The organism is Empedobacter brevis NBRC 14943 = ATCC 43319, from assembly GCF_000382425.1.
GTDB lineage: Bacteria > Bacteroidota > Bacteroidia > Flavobacteriales > Weeksellaceae > Empedobacter > Empedobacter brevis.
Window position 1 is genome coordinate 53,322 of the sequence record NZ_KB908304.1, and the last position, 17,686, is coordinate 71,007.

Genomic DNA, 17,686 nt, shown 5'->3' on the forward strand with positions numbered 1-17,686 from the left:
AATGCATTATTGCTATACAAAAGTATTGTACCTTTGGACTATTAATATGATACAGTTTTTATAAAAATAAATAGTCCAGATGTTAAGAAATTGGAAATTTGAGCTACAGCTAAATAAACAGGCAGATCAAGCCATTTATTTGCAAATAGCAGATGCGATTATAAAAGATATTCAATCCGGAAGGTTGAAAGCAGGTGATGCTCTACCCGGAAGCAGAAACCTTGCACAGCTTTTAAAAGTAAATCGAAATACTGTTGTAGAAGCTCTTAATGTATTAATTATTGAAGGGTGGTTAATTTCCAAAGAAAGAAAAGGAACTTTTGTTTCCGAAACCTTACCCGATCTTAAAAGTGTACAAAAAAATAAACCAACCATTTTTTCCGAAAAAAGAACGTCAAATAAATCTTTTCATTTGCAATTTGATGATGGAAGCCCTGATAGTAAAATTGCGCCTGTTACAGAATTAGCAAGAGCATATCGTCAAATATTTAATCAAAAAGCAAAATGGCAAATGATGGGATACGGCAATGAATTAGGCGATTTAAAATTTAGACAGTCAATTGTGCAAATGCTCAATCACCAAAGAGGTATGCAGGTAAACGAACAAAGTATTTGTATTACCCGTGGTAGTCAGATGGCAATGTATTTAATAGCTCAATGCTTATTCAGTGAAAATGATTATGTTATTGTAGAAAACCCTGGTTATAAGCCTGCTTGGGCTGCATTTGAACATGCAGGAGCAAAATTACTACCCGCTGGCGTAGACAAAAATGGTTTATTGATTGAAGAAGTTGTTTCTTATTTAAAATCCGGTATCAACATAAAAGCAATTTACGTTACACCACATCATCAATATCCAACTACTGTAACACTAAGTTTGAAAAGAAGGTTAGAATTGATACAGCTCTCGAATGAATATAATTTTACAGTCATTGAAGATGATTACGACAATGAGTTTCATTTTGGTTATCGTCCCATATTACCTTTATCAAGTTTTACGGAATTAAAAAATTTCGTGTACATCGGCTCAATGAGCAAGGTTGTTGCGCCTGCTTTACGTATTGGTTATTTAGCAAGTAATGATTATACTTTAATTGAAAAGATTGCTCATCTACGAAAGATTATTGATGTACAGGGGGATAGTATTATGGAAGAAGCTGTTTTACAGCTTATCAAAGAAGGCACAATAAAACGACATATCAAGAAAGCCACGAATCATTATAAAGTCAAAAGAGATTTTATGACAACTATGTTAAATAAACATCTTTCAAAAAAGGCTATTTATGTCATTCCTGAGGGAGGCTTGGCTTTTTGGATCATCCCCAATAAACAGGTCAACTGGAACCAAACTTCTAAAAAACTGAAAAGTAAGGGAATCACGATCATCACACCTGATACCTATAGTTTTGATAAATCCGTAAACGGAATAAGATTAGGATATGGTTCTCTTTCAAAAGATGAATTAGAAGAAGGAATTGTTGCATTATCTGAATTGTTATAAATCTATCCATTTTTAACAATTCAAAAAAACAAAATCCAATTATGTATTTGTACACAAAGAAGTTATACTTAATCTCTTTATACTTTATTCCCCTAAAAAATTATATCATTTTTATTAAATTATTTAACTTCGTTTTCGCTTCATGAACTTATAGAATTCAAACCATAAAACTGATATTGAAGAAATTAAAATCGTTGAACCTATTTCTTTTACATTTAGCGGAGCAATTTGAAAAAAATTCGCAAAAGGGGGTACATATAATAACGTGAAAAGTAAGACTAAAGTTGCTCCTATCATAATCGGAAACAAGTTATTTTTATTTTGAAAACTTTCAAAAAAGCTGTAGTAAAATGAGCGATTGGTAAGACTTAAAAAAATATTAGCAAAAATCAAGGTCGTAAAAACCATAGCCCTGGTTTTTTCCTCATTACCACCGTTTTGTAGAGTATATTGATAGATAAACAATATACCAAGAGTTATAACAAGACCTTGAATAATACTGATAACTAATTCTTTAAAACTAAGAAAAGTGTCTGTCATTTTTCGTGGTTTTTGTTCCATTGTGTTCTTCTCCATTGGTTCATTTTCATATACAATAGAGCACGTTGGTCCCATGACCAATTCTAAAAATATAACATGTACAGGTGTAAAAATTTGAGGATAGGCCCAGCCTAGAAAAAGAGGAAGAGAAACGGTAAGAATAATTGGAATATGGATAGAAATGATATATTGAATCGCTTTCTTAATATTCGCATAAATTCGTCTGCCGGATGAAATTCCTACAATTAATTTGCCTAAATCATCATTGGTAATGATTAATGCTGCTGCCGCTTTTGCAATTTCTGTTCCTTTTGCACCCATCGCTACACCAATATGAGCTGCTTTCAATGCCGGACCGTCATTTACACCATCTCCAAGCATTGCTACAACTTCTCCATTTTCCTTCAACGCATTAACTACTGCAAGTTTTGCTTCAGGAAACATTCGAGTAAATAATGTTTTTTCCTCTACTACCCGTAAAAGTTGTTCTTCTTTATATTCCATGACTTCCTTTCCTTCTATTGCTGTGCTCGCATTCATAATCCCAGACTGTACCGCAATACTTTTAGTCGTATCAGTATTATCTCCCGTAATTACTTTTACTTTTATTCCTGCATCGTATATTTGACGAAAAACTTCCTGAATTCCTTGTTTAGGAGGATCATAAAATACTGTAAACCCTATAAAATCAAAATTAAAATCTTGCTGTTTCTCTGGAAAATTATAGCCTTCAAAATGTGATTTTGCAACTCCTAAAACTCTAAATCCCTGCTGACCAAACTCTCGCACAAGTTTCCTTAATTTTATTTTTTCCATCTCTGAAAGTGTAGAAACGTTAAGAATAGCTTCTGGAGCTCCTTTTGCTGCAATAATTTTTTTCCCTAAACCTTCAAAAATATGTGTCATCATAGGTGGTTTTCCTTCTAACGGATACTCATGGATCATTTTAAAATCTTTCCGTTCATCTTTCCATTGTGTTTCTCGGTATATTGTGTGAAGTGTCTTTTCCATCGGATCAAATGGTACTGGTTCACTACTCCACATTGAGTAATCGATCAAAGAAGAAAGAGCTTTGTCATTAAAATGTTTCTCATCAAAAATTTTATCCATCTTATAATCGTAAAGATGTTTAAGACGCATTGTATTTTCAGTGATTGTCCCTGTTTTATCCGTACATATAACTGTTGTACTTCCTAATGTTTCCACAATACTGCTTCGTTTGGTGATAATACCTTCTCTCATTAATTTCCAAGCACCTAATGCCATAAAAGTTGTAAATGCTACTGGTATTTCTTCCGGTAAAACAGACATTGCTATCGTAAGGCCATTAAGCAAACTATCAATCAGGTTATGTGTATGAATGTAATTCACGATACAAATCATTACAAAAACAACGACTCCAACAATTGCCATCGCTTTAACAAACTTCCGTATCTGAATCTGTAGAGGAGAATCTTCTTCTTTTATATCAACTAATGAAACACCTATTTTTCCTAAACGAGTTTCCTTTCCTATATTCTTCACTTCAAAAATAGCTAATCCCGACACAACCAAAGTTCCGCTGTATACTAGATTATCTTTACTCCCGGCATCTTTAAAGACAGATAAACTCTCTCCTGTTAACGAAGATTCATTCACAGAAAAATCGTTACTGTACACAATTTTTCCATCAGCATTAATCATTTTTCCTTCTTCAATTATACAAAAATCTCCAACTACAATTTCGTTCGTTGGGATCTCTATAAAGGTCTCATCACGGATCACTTTACTTAAAGGTTCGTTCAACTTTTTCAAAGCTTCTAGTGCTTTTTTACTACGTGTATCCTGATACAATGAAATTGCAGAAACAGCTACAATCGCAAAAAACATAAAAAAAGCTTCTCCATATTCACCTATAATAAGATAAATTACAGCAATTGAAAAAAGTAATATTAACATTGGTTCTCTTATTAAACCAACAAATAATTTCAACCCTGTATTTTTATCATCAGCATTTATCTGATTATAACCATATTTTTTTCTTGAGATAATAACTTCATCATCATTAAGCCCTTTCCAATCTTTGGGAATATTATTATAAGACATGATTTATCAAAATTTAAATGAATGAAATATATTTACTACATCATTTTATTCTCAAAATAAAATGATACTGAAAATAAGAATTTGAAGAGAGTAGCTCGATTTCTTTTTACTTTGATTCCATCAACTAGAGCAAATCTAATTAAAAATATAACTTATTTTACTTGAGTTACTTATTTGAATTTATTCAAAATAGAAATTAAAAAATCTTAACTTATAAATAATTTCTTTAACATGTAGATGTTACATAAAAAAAGCCTCCGAAAATCAGAGGCTTTTTTATTAGTTACTTGGCATTTCCTTTGCCGCTTCGTATATCATCGAATCTTTTTGTTCTTGTGTCAAATCGTATTTATAATTAAACAATGCCGATTCCCAGTCTCCATATCCAACATTTGGCAAAACAATAAATCTTTTTCCAAATTCGGCTTTTAATGTTTCTACTGCTGCTGCTCTTTCTTTTTCAGATTTATGATTGTCAAATAAGGTTGAGAAATCTGTCAAACTATCTCCTAACAATAAAACAATATCATAATCTTTGGCGACATTTTGACGACGAGCTTCTTTACTACTTTCTTTGCTTCTTAAAATTAAATTCTGAGGACTTTGCAAAGGGTAATTGTATTTTTCCAAATTAGCCAATGTGCCTGCTCGCTCTACTTCGTATCTATTTGTAATATAAAAAATCTGAATTCCTTTACTTGCTGCATATTGAAAAAACTCTAACGATCCGGCCAATGGAGTGGCAACTCCTTTAGAAGTCCAATTCGCCCAACTGTCTTGTGACCATGTTTTACCTTGTTTGGCCATTTCTACCGCATAATAAGAATTATCCAGAAAAGTTTCATCAATATCTGTTACAATAGCCAGAGGTTTACTTCCTTTATTTGCAATTGCTTCATCCAAACGTAATTTTGCAACATTATAAGCTTGTTGACTTAAAGCCTGATACTCTGCTGCTCTTTGTTGAAAAAACGCTGCATAAATTTTACCATCAACTTGTAAACTATGTGCTGCCGTTTTTTGTTGCTGTTCTTGTGTAGCTACTTTTGGCGTTTGACATGCTGTTAAACCAAAAAGCATTACACTTCCTAGCATCAATTGTAAATGTTTCATATAAACTAATTCTTGATTGCAAAATTAAGCATAGTATCCAATTCCAGAACTATGATTTTTGTATGAATTTTATTGAATCTAAAGTTGATTCGTACAGATATTGTCTAAATTCATACGATTTTTCATTGACTTCCAATTTAATTTCGACATAATCAGTTTCCTCAAAAATTGAAAAATCATGACCGAAAAAATAAATATTTCGAATCACATGAGAATCCGGAAGAATTGTATTTTTAAGCAAAATATCGTTTGTCCCCATACTCAACTCACCATAAAAAGTAACATCAGCTGTAAACGTTTGTTGTAAGTTGTTTGAGAAATAAATTGCTTTCTGCAAATTAATTCGAACTGTTTTATCGGTATAATTCTGTATAGAAATCAATAATTCTAAAGTAGAATCCTTTTTTGTTATCGATGAAATCAAAAAATCATAAGAGATCGTCTTTTCTACTGGTATTTCCTTCTTTTGAATTGATTTTTTAACCTTGACAAAAGAGACATTCGGTTCTTCTATTTCTTCCTCTTTTTCAATAACTTTTTTAGAACTCAACCTTTTATAAATCAAAAAAACAATTATAATCAGAACGAACAATATTAAATACTTCATGCTGTAAAGGTAAATATTATTGAATTGTCCGCAGAATTGAACTATTTAAAAAAGTATACTTAAATGATTTTTTTTCTAAAACGATAAGCACATAAAACAACCGCAAGAAGTACACCAGCTCCATACAAATTGATAGGATTTGGTGATTTTACCGTTTCTTTGTTTTCAAAATTTGTACTAAGAAGTTGACCATTTCTGATGCTATTTGGCTTAGCAAATATGGTCGCTGACCCAGCAAAAAAAAAGATCAATAAAAATAATTTAAGCAACGCTTTCATAATTGTAATTTTTAAAACTTTAAAAAATTGTTTGAAAGGAATAGTTGTTAGGTCACGGGGATTTCCCATTACAAATACAGTGCCTAATTGATTTAAACATTAAAAATTAACATATCAACAGAGCTCCAATTGGTTAATCTTTTAGATATATCAAATTAAAAAACAAACAATAAATCACTGCTTTTCAATCCATTAAAAAGAGAAAATTCCTCAATTCATAAATAAAGTGCGTGGTAAAAAATGATTATTCTATTTCTATTTTTACAAAATGATTATTCAACAAATGATCAATCAAATCTTGTGATTTATAATCAATCGGGTTTTTAATTTGTTCTTTTGCATTTCGATGCTCCTCTATTCGATGTAAAGCTTTATAAAAACGTCGAACTTCATTCAGATTCTTTAAAATCAATTTTGGCGCTTCTGCTTTTTCTCCATTTTCTTCCTTACAAATCATAGTAAAATAGGACGAATTACAATGCTTAATTTCTCCTGTCTGAATGTTTTGGCTCTCTACTCTAATCCCCACTACGATAGATGTTCGTCCTACATAGTTGACCGAAGCTTTTAAGGTTAATAATTCTCCTACTTCTACCGGTGTTAAAAAATCTACTCTATCAACAGATGCAGTTACACAATACTTTCCTGAGTATTTGGAAGCACTGGCAAATGCAATTTGATCAAGTAGAGAAAGAATGAATCCTCCATGAATTTTCCCACTAAAATTAGAATGTGATGGAAGCATTAACTGCGAAAAAGTGACCAAAGAGCTTTTTACCGTTTTATAAATCATTTTATCTGTTGTTGTATATGTATTCAACTTTTTTGAATTAAATTAAGTTGGTAAAATTCATCTGCAATATCTCGATTATTAGACAAACGCGGAACTTTATTTTGCCCGCCAAGTTTTCCTATTGATTTCATGTATTTCTGAAAACCTTCCTTTTTCACTTCAGAGACAATAAGCGGACGCAGAATATTTCCGGTAATCAAATCATCATAATAAGTATTTTGCTGACGCATTTGCGCATCCAATTCACGGTTAAACACCTCCATATCGTGTGGTTGGTGATCAAACTCTATCAACCATTCATGATAAGGCAACCCTTCTGTTGGATTAACCTGCGGCGCAACTGTAAATTCATTCACTCTTGCAGGATATTTTTCTAATGTTTTCTGTAATGCTTGTTCTACCTCGTGTCCAATGACATGTTCTCCAAAAGCTGAAGTATAATGTTTGATTCGTCCCGAAACCACAATTTTATATGGACGAATGGATGTAAAACGAACCGTATCCCCTATATTATATCCCCATAATCCCGCATTCGTATTGAGAATAAGCACATAATCTTTCCCAATTTCAACATCTTTCAGTGAAATACGTGTAGGGTTTTCATCAAAAAATTCATCAACCGGAATAAATTCATAAAAAATACCATTGTTCAATAAAAGCAACAGATCATCACTTTTTTGTGTATTTTGATAAGCAATAAATCCTTCTGAAGCAGGATAAGTTTGAATACAATCAATTTTTTTTCCAACCAATTGGTTTATTTTGTCTCGATAGGGTTCATAATTTACACCTCCAGTTACCATCAATTGTAAATTTTTAAATATCGATTGGACATTCTCTTTCCCGGAAATTTTTATCAAGCGTTCAAAATACATAATCAGCCAAGGCGGAATACCGGAAATCAATGTCATGTCTGCTTTCACCGTTTCCTCTACTACATTATCCACTTTTCTTTCCCAATCTTCAATCATATTTGTTTCGTAAGATGGTAAACGGTTTTTTTGTAAATAATTTGGCACAAAATGAGCACTAATCCCTGAAAGTCGGCCAATTTTCAATCCATTTTTATCTTCCAGAATCGGACTTCCTTGTAAGAAAATCATTTTTCCATTTACAAAATTAGAATTTTGAGTTTCATGGATATAATACAACAAGGCATTCCTTGCCGAATGAATATGAGACGGAACAGACTCTTTTGTTAACGGAATATATTTAGCTCCTGAAGTTGTCCCTGAAGTTTTGGCTAAATATAATGGTTTCCCTGGCCAAAGGATATCCGATTGCCCCTCTATTACCTGATCAAAATAATGTTTTAGTCCTTCGTAATCCTGAACAGAAACATATTGTTTAAAATCGTCGTAAGTTTTTATTTCATCAAAATGATGATCTCTTCCGAATTTTGTATTTTTTGCTGCAACAATCAACTCATTTAGAATTTTATCTTGCGTTTCAAGTGGGTGATCAATCCACTTTTGTTCTTTTTTGACAATGTATTTTGCAAAAATTTTCGCTAAAAAAGCTTTCATGCTGTTCTTTTAAAACATTATTATTGGTCGAATTTAAACGAATATTCTTAATTATTTAACAACTCCAGCAATGATTTTTCTTAGTGAAATCAGTAATCCTATTAAAGCTAAATTGTTAGCAATCATTTTATAATCGTTCTGTAAAAAGTAACATTTCAATTATTCCTATTCCATATAAAATTATCTTAAATTTCTGAAGGATACAAGATTTTTTCTAATCGAACGTTTTATTGTAGATTTGTTTTTATTCACTATCATGAAAAAGATTGTACTGAGTATATTCGCCGCAAGTTTTTTGGTCGGCTGTTCTACACAAAAAAATAGTTTCAAAAACCGACAATTTCATAAAATGACATCGTGGTTTAATGGAGTATTTAATGCTGAAGAAGAATTAGAGAAAAAGAACACAGAATTACAAACAAATTACGTAGAAAATTATGCTAAAATACTTCCCGTTGGAATAGAATATTTTTCTGTTTTAGACTCTACCAATTATTCCGGGACTAGTACTCCTAATTTTGGTATCGGAGGAGGAAATCGTAATAATCAGGACAGAGTAGAAAAACCAGTCGGTTTCGCAGCTGTAGAGGCCAAGGCTTCTAAAGCAATTGAGAAACACTCGATGTTGATAAAAGGACAAGAAAAAAATCCTTTAATGGGACGTGCGTATCTCTTGATCGGAAAATCGCTTTTCTATCAACAAAAATATTTTGAAGCACTTGATGCTTTAAATTATGTTGTAAAAAATTTCAAGGATACTAAATATGCACAAGAAGCCACTGTATATAAGACTGTAGCAGAGATAAAAGGAGGAAACTATTTTGATGGAGCTGAAACTTTGCAAAATTTATATGAAAGTGACCCGTACAAAAGCAAAGAACTGACGACAATGATAGCGCGTACATATGCTCAATTTTTAATTGATCAGGGAAAGTACGAAGAAGCTTTAAATCCATTACAAAAAGCAGAATACTATTCAACAAATAAAGAAGAGCGTGTTCGTTTATTTTATGCAATGGGACAAGTTTTCTCTAAACTTGGAAAACAACAAGAGGCAGGAGAAGCCTTTACGCAAGTGTATAAAATGAGTCCGGGTTTTGACATGGAGATTAAAGCTCAGTTAGCGATTGCTGCAAATTTTGACCCTAAGATTAATAATTATATAAATTATAAACAGAATTTGCTTGATGTTGCGAAAAAGGGAATTTATTCTTCTAAGAAGAATGAACTGTATTATGGTATTTCGGAAATGGCACTTCGCGCAGATAAAATGGACGATGCTGTAGAATATGCCAAAGTAAGTTTAAAAGGACCTTTGTCTGATCCTTATATTCGTGGACGTGCTTTTGAAAATTTTGGGAACATAAAATTCAAGCAAAACGATTATGTGTATGCTTCTGCCTATTACGATTCTGCACAAACAACTTACAATTTAAAGGAAGATCAGACACGTATTCAAAAACGAAATGATGTCTTAAAAAAATTAATGGCAAAACATTATTTGATTCAGAAAAACGATTCTATCCTAAAAATTGCTTCACTTCCTAAAGAAGAACAGTCTAAGTTCTTTACGGATTACATTGAAAAATTAAAGAAAAAAGAAGAAAAACAAGCGGAAGAAGAACGCAGGGAAATGGAATCTTTTCAGTTGGAAACCAAAACGGCCAGTTTTACTTCTAGTTTTAATAACGCAGATAAAGGAAAATTCTATTTTTATAATCAAGGTTTAAAATCTTCCGGTCAAACAGAATTTCAACGTGTTTGGGGAGGGATATCTTTAAAAGATAATTGGAGGAATTCCAACGCTATCAGTACAACAATCGAAGACAAACAAACTGAATTAACCGGACAAGTTGCAGCAGGTGATCCAAGACGTTTTGAAATTGATTATTATTTGGAACAAATTCCTACAACTCAGAAAGCCTTAAATGATTTAAAAGTTGAGCGTGATACGACTCAGTTAGCTTTAGGGATTGGTTATTTTGATACATTTAATAACAGTGAATTAGCCGGTAAAGAATTGAAAGCTTTGATTGCTTCTCCTCCAAAATCAGAAGATGTAAAATTAAAAGCTACATATCAATTGTTCCGCATTTATAAAAATCGAGATCAAAAATTAGAAGACCAGTACAAAAACGAAATCCTTACAAATTATCCCAACACAATTTATGCTGGTTACATTTTAAATCCAGAGGTTGAGTACATCACTCCTGAGACAAAAGAAGCGGTTGCCGCTTATAAAGTCGCTTACGATTTGTATAAAGACGAAAAATATGAAGAGGTAAAGAAAAAAGTTCAGGAAGCCATTGTAAAATTCCCAACTGAAATTATCGTAGCCAAATTTGTTTTATTAAACGCTTATGCATTAAAACAAACTTCTACGCAAGAAGAATTTGAACAAGCTTTAGAGGTTGTTGCAACGGCATATGAAGGAACAGAGGAAGCAAAACAAGCTAAAAACTTATTAGACAAATTAAGAAATCCTAAAACAGAGACAAAGGCAATTGATAAAATTGATGTAAAAAGTAACACAACCGTTATGGATGAACCTCAACCTGTAAATGAGGATCCTATTGCCCCTACTCCTTCTCAAGGAAGAACAGAAACAATACAGAATAAAAAAGTACCACCAAAAGGAAATGCAAATCCTACTTTAAGAAAATAAAAAAGAAAAGCTAAACCAGAAGGTTTAGCTTTTCTTTTTTATTTTCTTAATAAATTTTCAAAAATGCAGTCTAATGTGCTTTTCCTAAACCAAAAACTTTTTTGAAAACTGTAACCATCAATACAACAAATAAACCTGCAACTAATGCCACCAAAGCTTCACTAATTATTACAGGGATTGCGGTAGGCAAATGATGATGAATATAATCAATATTATGAACAAATATTTGCCCGGAAACCAATAACAAGGCAATTGTTCCTACAACACCTAAAATCTTAATCACATAAGGCAATGCATCTACCAAAAAATGTCCTAACTTCGATACAACACCTTTATCCTGAGAAGCTCTTATTAGTTTAAATCCAGCATCATCCATACGAACAATTAATGCAACGATTCCATACACTCCAACCGTTGCCAGAATTGCAATAAAAGAAACTGTTAAGATTTGTGTCATCATCGGTTGTTCTAAAACTGTACTCAATGCAATAATTACAATTTCTATCGAAAGAATAAAATCTGTGATAATTGCTGATTTTACTTTTGATTTTTCAGAAACCTCCTTTTTATTTTCTTCTTTATCTTCTTGTATAACATCTGCTCCTTTTTTTGCCCGATGAAAGATATATTCAATAATTTTTTCTACCCCTTCAAAAGCCAAATAAAAACCTCCTAAAATCAATACATATTTGATTGCTTCCGGCAAATAATGATTCATGATTAAAACAATGGGTACAATAATCAATTTATTGATAAATGACCCTTTTGTAATGGCCCACAAAACCGGAATTTCTCTTGAAGATAAAAATCCTGTTGCTTTTTCAGCATTCACCGCCAAATCATCCCCCAAAATTCCTGCTGTTTTACTTGCAGCAACTTTACTTGTTACCGCTACATCATCCATTAAAGCAGCTATATCATCTAATACTGCGAATATCCCTGACGCCATAAATTTATTCTATTTTTTGCCTGGTAAAAGTAAAAAATAATGTGAATCTTTTTTTACTTTTCTTTCAAAATAAAATCCCCTATTGTTCTATAAAAATCATCCTCTTCTTCAGTTAATTCTGATTTAAAATTTACCGTTTTTTTATCTTCATCAGTATAAATCAAATAAACATTTAAACCATCTTGGCAAACATCTTTCCCTTTGGTAATATTTTCTTTGAAGTATAAGAAGCCAAGCTCATCTTCTTTGATAAATTTTAATTCTCCGCTACATCCTTCCGAAACATAATTAATCAAATATTTGTTGTCTTTTGTAATGGTTAATTCTGCTGTAAAAAGAGCTTCAGCCGCCTCTTGATACAATTCCCCTTCGTACACTTTATTTTGAGCAAACAATACTGTCGCTATACATAAATTCGCTAATACAAGTAATTTTTTCATCGTTAGTTACTATTGATAATTTTGGTTAAAGATAATTGAATTCGAAAACTAATAACTACTTTTAGCATACGTTTTAACCAACACAACATGAATAATGCTTTAGGTCATTTAAAAAGTCACGTACAGAAATTCGTTCCTATTTCAGACGAAGATTTTCTAAATTCAACATCCTATTTTGAAGAATTCACCATCAAGAAGAAACAAACGATTCATCATGGAAATTCAATTTGTAAATACAATTATTTTGTTGCTTCCGGTTGTGTCAGAATGTTCTTTATCAATGAAAAAGGAAATGAACAAACAACAGAATTTGCAATAGAAAATTGGTGGATCACAGATCTTTTTTCTTATATCAATCAGCAGAATTCAGAATTTTATATTCAAGCTGTTGAAGATTCGCTTATTTTAAAAATTAGTAAAACGAATGAGGATTTATTGTGTGAACGAATCGCTGTATTTAATTATTATTTTAAACAAATTTATCAAAAAACAACTGCAGCATCCCAAATGCGGTCAAAATATTTAAAGCAATTTACAAAAGAAGAATTTTACCTTCATTTCAAACAACATTTTCCTGAATTTCTGCAGCGTGTTCCACAATATTTATTGGCTTCCTATTTAGGTTTCACACCTGAATATTTGAGTGAAATCCGAAAGAAAGAAATTTCTTAAACCAGTTTAATTTTTTTGACGTTACAATCCCGGAACTTTGTAAAAAATGAAAACAATGAAAAACAGATTGAACATTCAAAAATTAGCACCCAAAGCATACGAAGCAATGTATGGCTTAGAAAACTTTTTAACCAATTCTGAATTGGAAAAACTTCATTTAGAATTGATTAAAATTCGTGCTTCACAACTCAATGGTTGTGCATTTTGTATCAATATGCATACAAAAGACGCCATAACAATTGGAGAAACCAATCAACGTATTTTTTTATTAAATGCATGGCGAGAAACCACTCTTTTTACGGAAGAAGAACGCATTATTTTGGCCATGACAGAAGAGATCACGCGAATTAGTGAACATGGTTTAACAGACGAAACTTACGAAAAAGCAACAACTCTTTTTTCTGAAGAATATATTTCGCTGATTATCATCGCAGTTACAACCATCAATGCATGGAACCGAATCGCAATTAGTTCTCGCATAATGGTATAAAGACTGGCTTCATAATTAATTATGAAGCTTTTTTTGCCAGAAAAAATAATTTAAAACACTGTTTCTCTTCATCTTTGGTAATTTATTAAAAACGGTTGGCTGTATCATTATAAACTCGTTTAAGAATTACATTTCATTGTTCTTGATCTTCTTTTTTCATCAAAAATTTACTTTCAATTTAAAATAGCTTAATTTTGAGTTTTTGAAGTGATTTTTACATGAATATTTACGATTTAATTGTTGATGATAAAGACGAAATTTCTTTGAATGATGTTTTCTTAGATGAGCAAAACCTGGCTCATGTAAAACAATTGATCAAAGAACATCAGTATATAGAAGAGTTGAACAAATATAATTTACCTGTCAATAATAAGATTCTATTGCATGGATTTTCAGGTTGTGGAAAAACAACTACAGCAAAAGCTATTGCAAATGAAATCGGAAAACCTATATTGATTCTGAATCTAAGTAATATTGTTTCGTCCAGAATTGGAGAAACGTCCCAAAATATTCGGATGCTTTTTGATAAAGCTGCCCGCGAAAAAGCCATTTTATTTCTTGACGAATTTGATCAAATTGGGAAAGCAAGAGGAAATGATGACAAAGATGTTGGAGAAATGCGTCGATTAGTCAATACTGTCATTCAGTTGATCGACTATTTACCGCAAAATTCGCTGTTGATTGCTGCAACCAATCATCTTCATATTCTTGATGTTGCATTATTGCGTAGATTTCAATTAAAAATTGATTTCAAAATGCCTCCAAATAAAATGTTGGACGAGTATTACGATCAACTTCTGAAAGCATTACCAAAAGATATTCAGTCATTAAAGCGTAAATATAATATTTCTTTTGCCGAAGCAAAAGATTATGCACTAACAAATGCAAAAGCTTTGTTAATTGAAAAATTAGAACGCCAAACCAATTCTTAAAACTTAAAAAATGGAAGACGATCAACTTTACTTCAGAGAACTTTTAGACACCGATGTTGAACGACTTTTCGAAATTTATTCGAATGCAGATGCCATGAAATATAGGGAAACTGCCCCAATGAAAACGATGGAAGATTCGTACAAAATGCTGGAACGGGATAAGGAAAAGAAAAATTCCGGTTATGAATTTCGTTTTGCTGTCATTGAAAAATCTTCTCAAAACTTGATTGGTACTATCATGTATCAGCCTGTTCATGATAAAGCAATTATTGGGTATTCGATTGACGAAAAATTCTGGAACAAAGGCTACGCAACCCGAATGGTAAAAATTATTTCGAATGATTTAAAGTCAAAAAAATTTATGCTTATTGAAGCCTGGGTCAAAAAGAAAAATTTAGCTTCGGGTAAAGTTTTAGAAAAAAATAATTTTCAACTTATTTCACAAACCGTTTATCCAAACTCGAACTTATTTCATTTAAAATTTACCTATTCTTAAGTTTTGCTTAAGATAAATCTTCAGAAGAATATTTCTAAAATCATCGTCCTAATTTTGCATCAAAACAAAATTTAGGCTCATGATTTTTACTGTTTTTCTACTATTCATCGGTTCAATTTTAGCTTTTTGGATAAGTGCAATTTGTGGAGGAGGCGCAAGTTTAATCTTAATTCCAATTCTAAATCTCATTATCCCTACTTCTATTGTTCCTTTTTCTTTGACAATCGGAACTTTTACAAGTTCAGCTTCTCGTATTGCCGCTTTCCGAAAATCCGTACATTGGAAAATCTTTTTTTGGTTTGTTCCTTTTTCTATTCCGGCAGTTTTAATAGGCGCTTACTTCATCAAATTTATTAACCCGATTTATTTACAAATTATTGTTGCTGTATTGCTGATAGCAAATGTTCCACAATTATTTCTAAACAAAAAACAACAAGACAAGGAAGAAAAACCATCGCCCAAATATATTTTAGCTCTTGTTGGCTTTTTAGCGGGTTTTGTATCCGGAATTACAGGAGCTATTGGCTTATTGTTCAATCGATTTTATTTAAAATACGGATTAACAAAAGAGGAAATTATTGCGACACGGGCTGCGAATGAAATTATTCTTCACATCATCAAACTAGTCATTTATATTCTGCTCGGCTTATACTCCAGAAATGCCTTATTACTTGGTTTAACAATTGCTTTTGCTTCTATTATTTCTTCTTATACAGTCAAATATATTCTGCCTTTATTTAGCGATTTTGCCTTTCGAAAAGTTGGTTATGCAGCCATGGTCATTTCAGGAATTACACTTTTTTATAGTAGTGCTCAAAAAATAATCCAACAAGATAAAGTTCAATTGACGACTACCAATAAAGGCGATAAAAATGAAACCGCTTTAAAATGGCGAAACAGTGATTTTGTCCTAGAGTATTCATTAGATGGTGAATTTGAAATAGAGCGCCCGATTGAACCTCAAGAATTGCCAAAAAATTTATTGGAAAAATACAACAAAATTTCTCCAAATTACGATAAGATTAATCTTGAGAAGGTGTTCAAAATTGGTGAAGAAAGTTATGAGTTCTATTGTTACAAAGGGAGTGTATTGACTAAACTAGAATTTTAAAGCGATTGCTTTTCCTATTTATTTACACATATTTTATATAAAATTGAATCGTGTTTATAAAAAAGTCTCTCGGGAATTTTATCTTCACCTCCAAGAGATCACAGAATAATTCGTAATCAAATTTTAATTTTACTTTCTCTTTATTTTTCTTAAGTTTAACCAACAATACGAGAAAAATTTATGAATACAAAAGATAATCCCAAACTGATACGAGCTTGGATTTCTTACGATTGGGCAAATTCTGTTCATTCATTAGTAATTGCTTCTGCAATTTTCCCAGTTTATTATACCGCAATGACGTATGATGCAAATGAGCAACCGATTAAATTTTTAGGATTACTTCCTGAATCAGCTTTCAACTTTTCGTTGGCTATCGCTTTCTTTTTTGTCATTGTTTTATCTCCTGTCTTATCTTCAATCGCAGATTTGATTGGAAATAAAATCAAGTTCTTACGTTTCTTTTGTTACTTAGGATCACTTTCATGTATCGGCATGTTTTTCTTTACATCGAGCGAATTAGTTTGGTTGGCCTTACTGTTAAATATTACAGCAAGTATAGGTTTTTGGGGCAGTTTGGTGTTCTACAATGCTTATTTACCGGAAATTGTTTCCGATGCAAAAATGGATAAAGTTTCGGCTCAAGGTTATATGTTTGGGTACATTGGTTCTGTGATTTTACTGACGATTTGTTTGGCAATGATTCAATTTGCTCCGGAAGAAAAACAAGGAATGTTCACCCGGATAAGTTTTTTATTGACAGGTTTTTGGTGGTTAGGATTTGGACAGATCGCTTTGAGTAAATTACCCAATCATAAATTTAATCGTGAGATTCCAAAAGACATTATCAAATCAAGTTTCAAAAATCTTCGAATTACTTTTCATGATCTCAATCAATACAAAAATATCCGTGTGTTTTTGGCCGGATTTTTCTTTTATAGCTTAGCCATGCAAACCATTTTCCTGATGGCTGCAATGTTCGGGAGTTCAGAAATAGGAATGGAATCATCAGAACTCATTATGACCATTCTTCTTATTCAGATTGAAGCTGTTTTGGGTGCTTGGCTTTTCTCATTTCTATCAGGTAAAATAGGAAACAAGAAAACATTATTGATTGGAATTTTTATTTGGATTATCACTTGTATTATTGGCTATTTAATCAATAAAAATGATCCCAATGTAAAAACTCAATTCTATATCATGGCTGCTATGGTTGGTCTTGTAATGGGAGGATTACAAGCATTATCCCGTTCCACTTATGCAAAATTATTACCGGAGACAGAAGACACGACAACTTATTTCAGTTTTTATGATGTGTTCGAAAAATTTGCCTTGTTTCTGGGATTAGTTATTTACGGATTATTAATTGAATATTCAGGAGGTATGAAAGCGTCAGCTCTTGCAATGGGCGTTTCATTCGCTATAAGTTTCATCATCTTATTGTTCTATAAAATGGAAAAAAAATAAAGCTCAAAATTGAGCTTTATTTTT

Annotated in this window: 16 protein-coding genes; 8 read left to right on the forward strand and 8 right to left on the reverse strand. The window is 31.9% G+C overall.

The window, feature by feature from the left end:
* Nucleotides 1–79 precede the first annotated feature (79 nt).
* Complete coding sequence (pdxR, locus tag H277_RS0116500) at nt 80–1,501, forward strand: MocR-like pyridoxine biosynthesis transcription factor PdxR (RefSeq protein WP_019976731.1); 1,422 nt, start codon at nt 80–82, stop codon at nt 1,499–1,501.
* Nucleotides 1,502–1,624: 123 nt separating this feature from the next.
* On the opposite strand, the gene H277_RS0116505 is transcribed toward pdxR, so the two are convergent.
* The 6 genes from H277_RS0116505 to H277_RS0116530 all read right to left on the reverse strand — a co-directional run bounded on the left by H277_RS0116505 (nt 1,625) and on the right by H277_RS0116530 (nt 8,443).
* A complete protein-coding gene (locus H277_RS0116505; RefSeq protein WP_019976732.1) occupies nt 1,625–4,126 on the reverse strand; it encodes a cation-translocating P-type ATPase in 2,502 nt (833 codons plus the stop codon).
* Between the two features lie 279 nt (nt 4,127–4,405).
* On the reverse strand, nt 4,406–5,239 hold the full coding sequence (locus H277_RS0116510) for a 5'-nucleotidase, lipoprotein e(P4) family (RefSeq protein ID WP_019976733.1): 834 nt from the start codon (nt 5,237–5,239) through the stop codon (nt 4,406–4,408).
* Between the two features lie 49 nt (nt 5,240–5,288).
* Complete coding sequence (locus H277_RS0116515) at nt 5,289–5,789, reverse strand: hypothetical protein (protein ID WP_146810544.1); 501 nt, start codon at nt 5,787–5,789, stop codon at nt 5,289–5,291.
* 116 nt (nt 5,790–5,905) lie between these two features.
* Nucleotides 5,906–6,124 carry a hypothetical protein gene (locus H277_RS0116520; RefSeq protein ID WP_146810542.1) on the reverse strand — a complete coding sequence of 73 codons (219 nt, stop codon included), beginning with the start codon at nt 6,122–6,124 and terminating at the stop codon, nt 5,906–5,908.
* A 244-nt stretch (nt 6,125–6,368) separates the two neighbouring features.
* Nucleotides 6,369–6,917 carry an acyl-CoA thioesterase gene (locus tag H277_RS0116525; RefSeq protein ID WP_033422780.1) on the reverse strand — a complete coding sequence of 183 codons (549 nt, stop codon included), beginning with the start codon at nt 6,915–6,917 and terminating at the stop codon, nt 6,369–6,371.
* A gap of 23 nt (nt 6,918–6,940) precedes the next feature.
* Nucleotides 6,941–8,443 (reverse strand): GH3 auxin-responsive promoter family protein, encoded by a 1,503-nt coding sequence (locus tag H277_RS0116530; RefSeq protein WP_019976737.1) that lies wholly within the window; start codon nt 8,441–8,443, stop codon nt 6,941–6,943.
* 256 nt (nt 8,444–8,699) lie between these two features.
* Between H277_RS0116530 and porW the strand changes: the two genes are divergently transcribed.
* On the forward strand, nt 8,700–11,108 hold the full coding sequence (porW, locus tag H277_RS0116535; RefSeq protein ID WP_019976738.1) for a type IX secretion system periplasmic lipoprotein PorW/SprE: 2,409 nt from the start codon (nt 8,700–8,702) through the stop codon (nt 11,106–11,108).
* 70 nt (nt 11,109–11,178) lie between these two features.
* On the opposite strand, the gene H277_RS0116540 is transcribed toward porW, so the two are convergent.
* Nucleotides 11,179–12,057, reverse strand: coding sequence for a DUF808 domain-containing protein (locus H277_RS0116540; protein WP_019976739.1), 879 nt, complete (start codon nt 12,055–12,057; stop codon nt 11,179–11,181).
* A 53-nt stretch (nt 12,058–12,110) separates the two neighbouring features.
* Complete coding sequence (locus H277_RS0116545) at nt 12,111–12,497, reverse strand: hypothetical protein (RefSeq protein ID WP_019976740.1); 387 nt, start codon at nt 12,495–12,497, stop codon at nt 12,111–12,113.
* Between the two features lie 87 nt (nt 12,498–12,584).
* Here H277_RS0116545 and H277_RS0116550 point away from each other — a divergent pair, with 87 nt between their 5' ends.
* From H277_RS0116550 to H277_RS0116575, 6 genes are all read left to right on the forward strand, one after another.
* A complete protein-coding gene (locus H277_RS0116550; protein ID WP_019976741.1) occupies nt 12,585–13,169 on the forward strand; it encodes a Crp/Fnr family transcriptional regulator in 585 nt (194 codons plus the stop codon).
* 55 nt (nt 13,170–13,224) lie between these two features.
* Nucleotides 13,225–13,659 carry a carboxymuconolactone decarboxylase family protein gene (locus tag H277_RS0116555; protein WP_026357686.1) on the forward strand — a complete coding sequence of 145 codons (435 nt, stop codon included), beginning with the start codon at nt 13,225–13,227 and terminating at the stop codon, nt 13,657–13,659.
* A gap of 218 nt (nt 13,660–13,877) precedes the next feature.
* Nucleotides 13,878–14,591, forward strand: coding sequence for an AAA family ATPase (locus tag H277_RS0116560; protein ID WP_019976743.1), 714 nt, complete (start codon nt 13,878–13,880; stop codon nt 14,589–14,591).
* A gap of 10 nt (nt 14,592–14,601) precedes the next feature.
* Complete coding sequence (locus H277_RS19870; RefSeq protein ID WP_019976744.1) at nt 14,602–15,087, forward strand: GNAT family N-acetyltransferase; 486 nt, start codon at nt 14,602–14,604, stop codon at nt 15,085–15,087.
* A gap of 79 nt (nt 15,088–15,166) precedes the next feature.
* On the forward strand, nt 15,167–16,198 hold the full coding sequence (locus tag H277_RS0116570) for a sulfite exporter TauE/SafE family protein (protein WP_019976745.1): 1,032 nt from the start codon (nt 15,167–15,169) through the stop codon (nt 16,196–16,198).
* A gap of 180 nt (nt 16,199–16,378) precedes the next feature.
* Nucleotides 16,379–17,662, forward strand: coding sequence for an MFS transporter (locus H277_RS0116575; RefSeq protein ID WP_019976746.1), 1,284 nt, complete (start codon nt 16,379–16,381; stop codon nt 17,660–17,662).
* Nucleotides 17,663–17,686: the final 24 nt, after the last annotated feature.